The 13,133-nt window shown below is 62.4% G+C and carries 8 protein-coding genes and 1 pseudogene; 6 read left to right on the top strand and 3 right to left on the bottom strand.

Annotated elements, in window-relative coordinates; all coding sequences use genetic code 11:
- Positions 1-134: 134 nt before the first annotated feature.
- A complete protein-coding gene (locus tag QF036_RS01930; protein ID WP_307098723.1) occupies positions 135-878 on the bottom strand; it encodes an IclR family transcriptional regulator in 744 nt (247 codons plus the stop codon).
- Entirely contained in the window at positions 875-2,347 is a 1,473-nt protein-coding gene (locus tag QF036_RS01935) for an APC family permease (RefSeq protein WP_307098726.1), read from the bottom strand. The genes QF036_RS01930 and QF036_RS01935 overlap by 4 nt, the downstream gene beginning before the upstream one ends.
- Positions 2,348-2,899: 552 nt before the next feature.
- Here QF036_RS01935 and QF036_RS01940 point away from each other — a divergent pair.
- The 6 genes and pseudogenes from QF036_RS01940 to QF036_RS25195 form a co-directional block, all read left to right on the top strand.
- Positions 2,900-4,834, top strand: coding sequence for a primary-amine oxidase (locus QF036_RS01940; RefSeq protein ID WP_307098728.1), 1,935 nt, complete (start codon positions 2,900-2,902; stop codon positions 4,832-4,834).
- 205 nt (positions 4,835-5,039) lie between these two features.
- Complete coding sequence (locus QF036_RS01945) at positions 5,040-6,533, top strand: APC family permease (protein WP_307098730.1); 1,494 nt, start codon at positions 5,040-5,042, stop codon at positions 6,531-6,533.
- 218 nt (positions 6,534-6,751) lie between these two features.
- Positions 6,752-7,933: a cation:proton antiporter gene (locus tag QF036_RS01950; protein ID WP_307098732.1), complete on the top strand. Its 1,182-nt coding sequence runs from the start codon at positions 6,752-6,754 to the stop codon at positions 7,931-7,933.
- A 439-nt stretch (positions 7,934-8,372) separates the two neighbouring features.
- Entirely contained in the window at positions 8,373-10,313 is a 1,941-nt protein-coding gene (locus tag QF036_RS01955) for a primary-amine oxidase (RefSeq protein ID WP_307098734.1), read from the top strand.
- Positions 10,314-10,585: 272 nt separating this feature from the next.
- Positions 10,586-11,287, top strand: a complete 702-nt coding sequence (locus QF036_RS01960) for a DUF5134 domain-containing protein (protein ID WP_307098735.1) — start codon at positions 10,586-10,588, stop codon at positions 11,285-11,287.
- Between the two features lie 277 nt (positions 11,288-11,564).
- Positions 11,565-11,684 (top strand): annotated as a pseudogene (locus QF036_RS25195) (6-phosphogluconate dehydrogenase); the annotation flags it as partial.
- 131 nt (positions 11,685-11,815) lie between these two features.
- Here the strand turns inward: QF036_RS25195 and QF036_RS01965 are convergent.
- Complete coding sequence (locus tag QF036_RS01965) at positions 11,816-13,123, bottom strand: helix-turn-helix transcriptional regulator (protein ID WP_307098737.1); 1,308 nt, start codon at positions 13,121-13,123, stop codon at positions 11,816-11,818.
- Between the last annotated feature and the right edge of the window lie 10 nt (positions 13,124-13,133).

Below are 13,133 nucleotides of genomic sequence, written 5' to 3' on the forward strand. Positions count from 1 at the left end.
CCTCACATCCGCGCTGCCCCGGCACCACCCGGGATAGGCGTCCTCACGGGGGACAGCCAGCCTGTTCAATGGCGGACTCGGAGCCACCGGCCGTCCCTACAGCGACTACCCCACGGCTCCGTTCCGGCTTTAAGTCAGAACAGGAGAGGAGCCAGACGTGTGGTCACCTCCCGGGCAGCTTCGGCGTGTTCATAGATAGCGGTGAACCGTTCTGAGGGGCCGGAGAGGCAGAGGGCGCCGCCGGCGGGGCCGTTGGGCAGTCCTACGGGAAGTGCCAGACTCGCGGATCCTTCCGCCAGTTCGTTAATTTCCGAGGCCTCGCCATGGCGCCTTATCTCCGCAAGTTGCGCTTCCAGCTGACCAATGTCCGTGATGGTGTGCTGTGTCAGCTTCGCCAACGGGCCTCTTGGAACAGGGGAGCCCGAATCCCTGAGTTCGGCGAGCATCAGTTTCCCTGCGGCGGAAGCATGTGGATAACGGAGCATTTCGAAAGCTGAGTGGAGCGGATAGTCCCGGTCTTCGTCCGCGATTCTGAGGGAAGTGTTGCGGAACATGATGAGGTGCACCGCGAATCGGTTTCCACGGCGGAACTCTTCTATTAAGGTACGGGCTGCGGTGGTAACGGTGGGCGGGTTCGCAGCCGTAATCAGACCGGAAATCGCGTGTCCGAGCGCGAAGCCGCGGAGGTCGGAGGTACGTGCCAGATATTCGTCCGCCACGAGCGCATTGAGGACCCGGTAGGCGGTCGCCTGGGGCATCTGCAGGGCATCCGTGATCTCTTTCGCCGTCGTGCCGGTGCCGTACCGTGCCACGACTTCCAGGATCTTGAGCGGGTTTGACGCCGTGCTGGGCTTGGAGGTGGGCCGGTAGTAGTTCATGGGATGGGCCTGCCCTGAAACAGGTCCAGCTCCCTGGTCTCGTCGTAGATGCCGACAGCTGCCAGGCGCCTTGGGAACCGGAGGTGAAGGAACGTGGCGTAAATGACGCTGGCAAGGAGGACGCAGGCGTAGATGACGGTCTGCAGGCTGCCTGTGCGAATCGATGCCGCCGCAGCTGTCCAGAGCACCGCCCCGAGGGCCAAGGTGGTTCCTGCCCCCAATATCCAGCTGGCGTAGGTGCTCTCCCCGATGCGGCGCAGGAAGAAGGGCAGGGACGCGCTAGCCAGGATATAGGACCCAAGGTATCCGTAGGCGCCCAGCGTGAGGAGGTTCACGAGCCCCCGTTCCGGACTGGCAGTTGAAGTTATGACTGCAATGGGAACGATGGCAACGACCGGCAATATGAGCATGATTGCCATCGAAGGGGTTCGAAAGACGGGATGGGTCCTGCCGGCTATTCTCGGCGCAACGCCTTCCCGGCCCATACAGAAAAATATCCGGGCAAGGGCGTTAGCAGAGGCGATCGCGCACGCAAACCACGATGCAGCGATCCCTAGGTCAAGGATTGCAGCGGACACAGGGGACGACTGGGAAAACAGGTCAGACAACGGCGTAGGGCTCGCTGCGATGCTTAGCGGTGCCTCCTTGAGTGCTGCATCTTGGGCGGCCACGGCGAGAAGGCAAAGTACACCCATGAGGATGGGGGTCCACGTGATGGCCCGGGGGACGGAGACGAAGGGTCTGTGCGCCTCCCCTCCCAGCGTGGTCGGGCTTTCGAAACCGACAAAGGCACTAACGGCGACGACGATTCCGATCGGTAGCGCGTCAAAATTTCCGTTCCAGGAAAACACGCTCCCGAGGCTGAGCTTCGACGGGTTGAAGGCGAAGTAGATGATCATAAGGATGGCGAGGACTCCGATTGAGATGGATTCCATCAACACCGTGAACCACGCCGATACACGGATCCCTCTGACCATGAGGAAACAGGCGGTGGCCGCTGCGGCAAGAATGACCAGCACTGTGAACACCTTGGAGTCCGCGGCGGGGATCCCAAGGTTGGAGAACAGCTGGCCGACGTAGACGCCAACGAGCAGCAGAGCGGCCATGGCCACGAGGCCGTAACCGAAAATAGCTGACCATCCGGCGGTGATCGCCGTCCGCTGCCCAAGTCCCTTGGCGGTGTAGCTGTAGAGGCCGCTGACGGCTGCCATGCGCTGTGCCATTGGTCTTAGGCAGAAGGCAACCAGGACCATGACGGCCATGGCCACGCCGAATGTCACCAGAAGGTTCGGCCCGTTGGATCCAAAGACAAGACCCGGGAAGACAAGAGCCGGAATGACGGACATGGCACCCGCAGGCGCCACACCGGCAACCGCCTGCGCGAAGACCGGTAAGAAGGAAAGTTTCCGGCGGCGCAGACCCTCCACCGGCGAGCGGGGAGTGATAAAGCGATCACCGCGTGCAGACACTGGGTACCAACTCTCCCTTCGGGTGGGGGCGCGCTCGCCTTGCTCCGAGGGCGCAAGTCATCGAGCCAAGGTGCAGAACATTAGCATTTCGGAGGCCCCCAGCGATAGGCACGGCGGTGTTTCCGAATGTTTCCAACATGTTAACTGGAGTGGGAATTTATGCTCCGGAATTTCTCAAGTAAATGTTTATGAAACCCTCGCCTAAAGGAATTCCGTGGCATAGCTTTGCTTCTTGTAAGGAATGCAAGTGACCGGAATCACATTGCCAGGGTTCGGCGCAGAGCCCGGCTGACTCTTCGGAACAGAGGACGTTCACTTGCACCGGTGATGAACAGTTCTGACAACGCCGAACAGTTCTGAGAATCCAGGGACCTTTCGTATCCATTAGCCCCACGGCCACATCAGCTACCGGGGCCGGGCACGAGATCCAGGCCGGGCGTGTTTGGGTCAACAACCACCGTGACTACCCTCGGCTACTTCAAGCCCGCTTCCGGAGCGCTTCGGCTTCCGGGCCGTAGGCACCCTCATTCCGATTTGTTTAGGAGATAAAGCATGACTATCGATACTGAGACCTCGGCCGTTGTTGGGGTGGCGCATCCGTTGGATCCGTTGTCGCGGGAGGAGATTTCCCGTGCGGTGGCGGTCCTGAAGGAGGGGCCGGCGGCGGCGGAGTCGTTCCGTTTTATCAGCGTTGAGTTGCGTGAGCCGGCCAAGGAAGACCTGCGCAACGGTGTGCCGGTGGCGCGTGAGGCGGACGCGGTCCTGGTGGACCGGGCGGCGGCGCGTTCGTTCGAGGCGGTCGTGAATCTTGATTCGGGCACCGTTGATCGGTGGACGCAGCTGGCTGCCAATGTCCAGCCGCCGTTCATGCTTGATGAGTTCGCCGAGTGTGAGGAGGCGTGCCGGAAGGATCCGAAGGTCATCGAGGCGCTGGCCAAGCGGGGCCTGACGGACCTGGACCTGGTCTGCTTCGAGCCGTGGTCGGTGGGGTATTTCGGTGAGGACGCCGAGGGCCGGCGCCTGATGCGTGCCCTGGTCTTCGTCCGGGACGAACCCGACGACAGCCCGTACGCGCACCCGATCGAGAACTTCATCGTGTTCTATGACCTGTCCTCCGGTGAGGTCGTCAGGCTCGAGGATGACCAGGCGATCCCGGTCCCGGCCGCGCGGGGCAACTACCTGCCCAAGTACGTCGGCCCGGCCCGCACGGATTTGAAGCCGATTGAGATCACCCAGCCCGAAGGCGCGTCCTTCCAGGTCACCGGCAACCATGTGCGGTGGGCCGACTGGTCCTTCCGGGTCGGGTTCACCCCGCGGGAGGGCCTGGTCCTGCACCAGCTGAAGTTCCGTGACCAGGGCGTGGAGCGCCCGGTGATCAACCGTGCCTCGCTCTCTGAAATGGTCGTCCCGTACGGTGACACCGCCCCGGTGCAGGCGAAGAAGAACGCGTTCGATTCCGGTGAGTACAACATCGGCAACATGGCCAACTCCCTGACCCTGGGCTGTGACTGCCTGGGCGAGATCCAGTACTTCGACGGCCACAGCGTGGACAGCCACGGCAACCCGTGGACGATCGAGAACGCGATCTGCATGCACGAGGAAGACGACTCGATCCTGTGGAAGCACTTCGACTTCCGTGAGGGCACCGCCGAGACCCGCCGCAGCCGCAAGCTCGTGATCTCCTTCATCGCCACGGTCGCGAACTACGAGTACGCGTTCTACTGGCACCTCTACCTCGATGGCAGCATCGAGTTCCTGGTCAAGGCCACCGGCATCCTCTCCACCGCCGGGCAGCAGCCCGGGGAGAAGAGCCCGTACGGCCAGTCCCTGAACAACGACGGGCTCTACGCCCCCATCCACCAGCACATGTTCAACGTCCGGATGGACTTCGAACTCGACGGCCCGAACAACGCCGTCTACGAGGTCGACATGGAATACCCGGAACACAACCCCACCCACACCGCGTTCAAGGCAGTGGACCGGCTCCTGGAAACCGAACAGGCCGCGATCCGCAAGACCGACAGCGCCAAGCACCGGTTCTGGAAGATCGCCAACCACGAGAAGAAGAACATCGTGGACGAACCCGTCGCCTACCGGCTGATCCCCACCAACGGCATCCAGCTCGCCGCCGGCGACGAGTCCTACGTCTCCAAACGCGCCCAGTTCGCCCGGAACAACCTCTGGGTCACCGCCTACGACCGGACCGAACGCTTCGCCGCCGGCGAGTACCCCAACCAGTCCACCGGCGCCGAGGACGGCCTGCACATCTGGACCCAGAAAGACCGGAACATCGTCGATCAGGACCTCGTGGTCTGGTACACCTTCGGCATGCACCACGTCGTCCGCCTCGAAGACTGGCCCGTGATGCCCCGCCAGAACATCGGCTTCATGCTCGAACCCCACGGCTTCTTCAACCAAAACCCCACCCTGAACCTCCCCACCGAAACCCGCACCACCAACAGCGGCCACTGCAGCACCGGAAAGTAACTAATCCAAAGTCGAGATCGCGGGAGCCCACTCGCTTATTTCGCCCGCGGCGCTCCCGCGATCTCGCCACTGGGCCGATTAACCTCCCGCACTCACCTACGTGCTCGGATAATTGCCGTCCGCGGGTCCGTCTAGTACCCGCCGCAGGCCAACGGGATCGATGCAGCGTAGGACACAAAACGATCAGTTCATCAAAGGAGATGTTATGAGTGAAAATCGTTCGGATGGCGTCGATCATCTGAAAAGATCGATCAACTGGAAGCAGGGTATGGCCATCGCGCTGGGCGTGCCGCTGCTGATTCTGCCCTCACTGGGTTACCTGCCGATGTACGTGTCTGCTGCAGCAATCCTCGTCTGGGGATTATCGGTCCTTCAGGGTTTCCTGCAGAATGCCGCGTACGCGGAAATGGCCACCACCTTTCCCAAGGCCTCCGGTCTGCCGGGTTTTGCGCAGCTTGTGTTTCGCAGCGAGAACTACAAGGGCAAGTATGACAAGGGCAAACTGATCGGCGGCTTCACGGCCTGGAGTTACTGGTTTGGCTGGAACCCGATTCTGGCGATCTTCGCCATCCTGGTCGGCGGTTACCTGCATGGGCTGTTCCCAGTACTGGGGGAGACCTTTAGCGAATACCAGCTCGCACTGATTGCAGGGGTGGTGATCTTCGGCGGGCTGTTCGTGGTGAACTGGTTCGGCCTCAAGGATGGCGCCATGTTGGGTTACATCCTGGCGGCCATCTCCCTGATACCCCTGGTCATCCTTGCCGTAGCCCCTTTTGCTACCGGACACGTTGAGATGGCCAACATCACCGGCAGCTGGTGGCCGACCGACTGGGCCTGGGACCTGCACCACATCCTGATGCTGTTTGGCATCTTTGGAATCGCCCAGTGGAGTGCCTGTGCCTGGGAAACGGCGGCCATCTACGGTCCTGAATACAAGAATCCCGGGAAAGACGTCCCCAAGGCGCTGCTTGCCTGCGGCCTCATTTGCCTGGTCCTGTATGTACTGCTGCAAACGGCGGTGATCGGTGTGCTTGGGGTTGAGGGTGTGCAGGCCGAAGCGGTGTCGCCCCTGATTCCTGTCGCCCAGGCTACCTTCGGCGAGGCCGGGTCGATCATCACGATCATCATGCTGGTCGCGGCCATGGTCCTGATCATTCAAACGGCATACCTTGGTTCGTCACGAGCCATGCACTCCATGTCGGCGGAAGGCAACCTTCCCAAATTCATCGGCAAGACGAACCGGCAAGGAACTCCCTTCGTTGCCATGCTGATCATCGGCGCCTTCAACCTGGTGTTGATTTCCATGGGAAATGCAGCCGCGATTCTTGCAGCCTCGGCGATTGGTTACACCCTGGCGAACGGCATCAGCCTGTTTGCCTATGTCAAAGCAAAGAAACACCCGGCCTTCGCCAGCCTGGAACGGCCTTTCAAAGCACCCAAGGGCTGGAAGCACGTGGCTCTGACCTTCGGCCTGTTCAACGTGCCGCTGTGCGTGGTCGGCGTGGTCTACCTCAACAGCCTGGAGATCGGCTGGACCTCAACGTGGGTCGGCTTCCTCGTACTGGCGCTTTACCTGCCCATCTGGTTGTACTCCCAGCATGAATCTCGCCGCGCGAGCCGTAAAGCAGCCGCAGTTCACGTTCCGGATCGCGATACCGCAGATTCTGAGAAGGTTCTGGACCCTACGTCCGTGATGTAGCGGAGGGAAATGGAGCAGCCCTAAAAATGCGGTCCCCGGCGCGACTCGACAGTCGAGCCGGGGACCAACCCACTTAAACCACGTCGTTAGTGCTTCAGAGAGGAAGCCATCATGCCCATCGCTTACAGCATTCTTTCAGTTGCCGCTGGCAGCAAGGTCGCAGGCAGGCGGTGCGGAGTTTCGCCTGTCGCGATAATCCTGCAGCGGGGATAGTGGCCATGGACACGCTAGCCCTGAGCCTCATTGAACTGGGGGCCGTTGTGTTCTGCCTCGGCCTCTTGGCCAAACTTGCCGGGCAAATCGGAATGTCACCCATCCCGCTCTATCTTCTGGGGGGACTGGCCTTTGGTACAGGGGGGATTGTCGAGCTTGCAGGCATGAAGGAGTTCGCGCACCTTGCCGGGGAGATCGGCGTTATCCTGCTGTTGCTTATGCTTGGCTTGGAATATACGGCGTCCGAACTTTTCATCGGGTTGCGGAGATCCTGGCAGGGCGGAATACTCGACCTGGTCCTGAACTTCCTGCCGGGGGCAGGGCTTGCCCTTTGCCTTGGGTGGGGACCCGTTGGTGCCATGGTGATGGGCGGCGTCACCTATATTTCCTCGTCGGGCATCGCCGCGAAGGTGATCAGTGATTTGGGCTGGGTGGGTAACCGCGAAACCCGTGTTGTGATCTCCATCCTGGTGTTTGAGGATCTGACCATGGCCGTGTATCTTCCCGTCCTCACTACGGTAATTTCCGGCGTCAGTTTCGTCGCAGGGCTCACAACAGTGGGCATCGCGCTGGCTGTAGTGACCGTTGTCCTCGTGGTTGCGCTGCGTCACGGACACCATGTCTCGAAGGCCGTTCACAGCGAGAACTCAGAGGTGTTCCTCCTGAAAGTCCTGGGCGCGGCCCTGCTCGTAGCCGGCTTGGCATCAGCCATGCAGGTGTCGGCGGCAGTGGGCGCTTTTTTGCTCGGTATCGCAATCTCAGGTGCCACCTCGCACAATGCCAAGCTCATCCTGGCGCCGCTGCGGGACCTTTTTGCCGCGATCTTCTTCGTGGCGTTCGGACTGAACACCGATCCGGCATCCATCCCGCCCGTGCTTGGCTGGGCACTCGTGCTCGCCCTTATCACCGCGGCCAGCAAAATTGCCACCGGCATCTGGGCTGCGAAGCGTGCAGGTATAGATCGGTCTGGCCGCCTCCGTGCCGGAACGGCGCTCATAGCACGCGGCGAGTTCTCGATAGTTATCGCCGGATTAGCACTGGGATCCGGCGCCGTAAGCCAAGAACTGGCAGCCATGGCTACTGCCTACGTGCTTGTCATGGCCGTTGTCGGTCCGTTGGCCGCGCGCTACGCCGAACCATTAGTCGACATGGTGCTGCCGTACAAGGATGTCGTTACGAGGGCATAAGTAGGGCTGGAGGAAGACCTGGCGCGGTCCCCGATGTTGCCTCAAGCAGCATCGGGGACCGCGCCTTTTTAACGCCAGGAGATCCTAGGGCGGAGGCGCCGTACGTCAGGGCTTCCCGGTCGGCAGCGACGGGACTCCATGTGTTTCCAAATGTTTCCAACATGTTAACTGTGGTGGGAATTTCCGGGCCCGAATTTCTCAAGTAAATCTTTATAAGTAACTTTCATAAACGAATTCCCTGACGTAGTTTTGCTTGTGGAAGGAGCGCTGGTGACCGGTATCACACCCAGTCATCTGCACCGGTGATGAACAGAACTGACAAGGATGAACAGTTCTGAGAATCCAAGGAACCCTTTTCTGCCTATCGCCCGCAAACGGCAACACCACCAGGCTTCCGGGCCGTAGGCACCCTCATTCCGATTTGTTTAGGAGATAAAGCATGACTATCGATACTGAGACCTCGACTGTTGTTGGGGTGGCGCATCCGTTGGATCCGTTGTCGCGGGAGGAGATTTCCCGTGCGGTGGCGGTCCTGAAGGAGGGGCCGGCGGCGGCGGAGTCGTTCCGTTTTATCAGCGTTGAGTTGCGTGAGCCGGCCAAGGAAGACCTGCGCAACGGTGTGCCGGTGGCGCGTGAGGCGGACGCGGTCCTGGTGGACCGGGCGGCGGCGCGTTCGTTCGAGGCGGTCGTGAATCTTGATTCGGGCACCGTTGATCGGTGGACGCAGCTGGCTGCCAATGTCCAGCCGCCGTTCATGCTTGATGAGTTCGCCGAGTGTGAGGAGGCGTGCCGGAAGGATCCGAAGGTCATCGAGGCGCTGGCCAAGCGGGGCCTGACGGACCTGGACCTGGTTTGCTTCGAGCCGTGGTCGGTGGGGTATTTCGGTGAGGACGCCGAGGGCCGGCGCCTGATGCGTGCCCTGGTCTTCGTCCGGGACGAACCCGACGACAGCCCGTACGCGCACCCGATCGAGAACTTCATCGTGTTCTATGACCTGTCCTCCGGTGAGGTCGTCAGGCTCGAGGATGACCAGGCGATCCCGGTCCCGGCCGCGCGGGGCAACTACCTGCCCAAGTACGTCGGCCCGGCCCGCACGGATTTGAAGCCGATTGAGATCACCCAGCCCGAAGGCGCGTCCTTCCAGGTCACCGGCAACCATGTGCGGTGGGCCGACTGGTCCTTCCGGGTCGGGTTCACCCCGCGGGAGGGCCTGGTCCTGCACCAGCTGAAGTTCCGTGACCAGGGCGTGGAGCGCCCGGTGATCAACCGTGCCTCGCTCTCTGAAATGGTCGTCCCGTACGGTGACACCGCCCCGGTGCAGGCGAAGAAGAACGCGTTCGATTCCGGTGAGTACAACATCGGCAACATGGCCAACTCCCTGACCCTGGGCTGTGACTGCCTGGGCGAGATCCAGTACTTCGACGGCCACAGCGTGGACAGCCACGGCAACCCGTGGACGATCGAGAACGCGATCTGCATGCACGAGGAAGACGACTCGATCCTGTGGAAGCACTTCGACTTCCGTGAGGGCACCGCCGAGACCCGCCGCAGCCGCAAGCTCGTGATCTCCTTCATCGCCACGGTCGCGAACTACGAGTACGCGTTCTACTGGCACCTCTACCTCGATGGCAGCATCGAGTTCCTGGTCAAGGCCACCGGCATCCTCTCCACCGCCGGCCAGCAGCCCGGGGAGAAGAGCCCGTACGGCCAGTCCCTGAACAACGACGGGCTCTACGCCCCCATCCACCAGCACATGTTCAACGTCCGGATGGACTTCGAACTCGACGGCCCGAACAACGCCGTCTACGAGGTCGACATGGAATACCCGGAACACAACCCCACCCACACCGCGTTCAAGGCAGTGGACCGGCTCCTGGAAACCGAACAGGCCGCGATCCGCAAGACCGACGGCGCCAAGCACCGGTTCTGGAAGATCGCCAACCACGAGAAGAAGAACATCGTGGACGAACCCGTCGCCTACCGGCTGATCCCCACCAACGGCATCCAGCTCGCCGCCGGCGACGAGTCCTACGTCTCCAAACGCGCCCAGTTCGCCCGGAACAACCTCTGGGTCACCGCCTACGACCGGACCGAACGCTTCGCCGCCGGCGAGTACCCCAACCAGTCCACCGGCGCCGAGGACGGCCTGCACATCTGGACCCAGAAAGACCGGAACATCGTCGATCAGGACCTCGTGGTCTGGTACACCTTCGGCATGCACCACGTCGTCCGCCTCGAAGACTGGCCCGTGATGCCCCGCCAGAACATCGGCTTCATGCTCGAACCCCACGGCTTCTTCAACCAAAACCCCACCCTGAACCTCCCCACCGAAACCCGCACCACCAACAGCGGCCACTGCAGCACCGGAAACGGACACTAAACAGCCAGGCCACTAAAGAGGCTGGGTTCTAACAAGCAGAACCGGACAAGAACCAAAGAGCTGGACTCCAATCAGCCCTGAACAGGTGGTCCCCGGCGCCGCCCCCACGGCAGCACCGGGGATCACCTGTATCCAAACCCCAGACATCCCAGCCCCAAAACCTCGGTCCCCGATGCTGTCAGCACACCCGCGTCAGGGACCGAACCCATCTCCGGCCCAAACCGGCAATGCCCTTTTCCTGACCCGGCCCCAGTAGTGAAAGCGTGATCCGCGTGTTCAACATCCCCGCACTTACCTGGACCCTCACCGCCGTCCTGCTCGCCGGCGGAAGCTACCACCTCTGGCAGGCCGCACGGTCACACCACCTCACCGACCGGGTCAACAACACCCTCCACGCCCTCATGAACGCCCTGATGGCCGCCATGCTCTGGAACCTCGCACCCTCCACCACGCTCGCCCAGATCGGCCTCCTCGCCGCCGCGGCCCTGTGGTTCATCATCCAGGCCGTCGCCCGGCCCGAATTCAAACTCCTCTGCGCCGGCACCCAAGGCCGCCTCAAATGCGCCTACCACGCCCTCACCATGGCCGCCGCAGCCCTCATGATCGCCATGATGACCCACCCCACCACCAGCCCCGCACCGGCCAATGGAAGCCAAGCGGACGGAATGCCCGACGGAATGTCGATGACCATGCCGCACTCGCACCACGCGATGACAGCGGCACCCCACAACACGGCACCGGACACGGCAACAGCGGCCGCGGCAGCATACGGCCACGCCGCCCCGGCAATCCTGCTCACAGTCTTCTTTGCCGCCGCAGCAGCGACCTTCCTCACCCTCCTCCTGCGCCGCCGGGCCATGACAAACTCAGCCCACCACCAGGCCGCCACCAAACACTCCACGCGCACCGAACACGCCCTCGAAGCCCTCGGCGCCACCACCATGGCCCTCATGTTCGCCACCATGACCGCCTAACCAGCATGACCGCCTAACCCCCACACCTACCCAAAAGAGTCGTTTGACAGGAAGAGTTCCACCATGCTCATCGGACTGATCGCCCTCGGAAAAAATGGGGTTCAGCATGTGCGAACGGCTGCGCAACGGTCGGTGGAAGCACCGGCTACGACCGCAATCAGGACGTCACCGATGTGGCCTCGGTGGACGAGTTCCTCGCAAAAGTGCCGGCGCCGGCCAGTACACCAAATCGTGCATAACGGCATCGAATATGGCCTGATGCAGGCCTACGCGAAGGGCTACCAGCTGCTCACTGTTCGCCCGCTTCGCATCGCGTGAGCACAGCTCCCCGGCGATGAAGATGATGTCCGCCCTTCGCCACCAGTTCGGCGGCCACGCGACCCATCCCGCCGGGTAGCGTCCGCCGTGTACCGTCTGCCGTTATCCACAGCAGGACCGGATGAACGACGACGGCGCCACGCGCTGAGGTGCCCGGCGTCCTGGACGGAGCCGGGCACCTCAGCCGGTTGCTGCCAGGTTCCTGCACCGTCACCGCAGTCCGTGGTTGTGCGCCAGGGCGATGGCCTCGGTGCGGGAACCGACGTCGAGCTTCTTGAACAGGTTCCGCACATGGAACTTGACCGTATTCTCGCTGATGCCCATCGCTGAGGCGATGGTGCGGTTGCGGTTTCCGGCGGCGAGGTGCTGGAGCACTTCGAGTTCCCGGGCGGCAAGGTTCCATCCGGCGACATCCCCGGCGGGACGTGTCGGCAGGTCCAACGGGAGCGAGACGAAGACGTCCGCACCCCAGCCCGGCATGACGTCCATCCGCAACTGGCCGGTGAGCGCCTGGACCCGGCGGTCCAGGCGGCTGATACTCGGCGCGTCGGCGGCAAGTGCACCGCGGCCGTCGTCGCGCACATTGATCAGCAGGTTTTCGCCGTCGCAGTCCCACTGCGTCCGGATTCTGCTGACCTCAGGTTGTTCCATCATGGCCAGCACAAGTCCGCGGACGACTGCCCTTGCCGCGTGGGCAACTTCGCCGGGAAGGGCCCGTCCATTCAGCGGCGGTTCGATGAACTCGGCCTCAATGCCGCTGTAGCCCGTGAGCGGTCGCAGGTCCTCCCGCAGGCGTTCGAAGGCTTTGGCGACCGGCTCTTCCACCAGGTCCGTCGTGCGGTCGCTGAGGGTGCGGAGCTTTACCAGGGCCTTGGCGGTGAGGTCAGTGACGGTTGTGCGGGCTACTGCATTGTCCAACTGGGGCGAGCGCAGGGCTGCCAGGAGGGTCTCTAGGGTGGTGGAGTGCAGGTCGGTCAGTTCCGCCGTCACACGGATGCGTTCAGCCGAGGCCGCCCGGGATTCCAGCAGGTACGACGGCGGCGCATCGGCCACTTTCTCCTGGATCCGCTTGGCAGCAAGGTTCCAGAGATACCTCACCAGGTCCAGCTCGGCGTTATGGCGTGAATCGGCGGGCTGGGGATCGGTGATGACGAGGAGGGCCTGGCTGGAGGCGTGTTTCAGGGCCAGGGCGGCCCGGGGCCGGCCGGCAAGCTCGGCCTCCCCGAACCAGGGGGTCTCATCCGAAAGGGTGGCCCGAAGCGTGTCAAGCTCGGCGATGGAAACCCGGGAGATGATTTCTTCCGCGCCCGCCTTCTTCTGCGGCCGCCCCGTGCAGTCTTCGGTGAAGATCACCAGTGCGCTGCTGCCAAGGTAGGGAAGCAGCGCATCACGTAGCCGCTCCGCTATCTGGGTCAGGGGGGCATCGGCGACTGCTGCCACGGAATGCAGCAGCGGCCACGGCAGGTCTGAAACGGGCATGGTGGACGCCTTGGTGGGCTGGTCAGTGGCTGCGCTCATTCGAACAGTT

Origin of the sequence: Arthrobacter globiformis (assembly GCF_030817195.1) — a bacterium.
In the GTDB taxonomy this organism is placed as follows: domain Bacteria; phylum Actinomycetota; class Actinomycetes; order Actinomycetales; family Micrococcaceae; genus Arthrobacter; species Arthrobacter globiformis_D.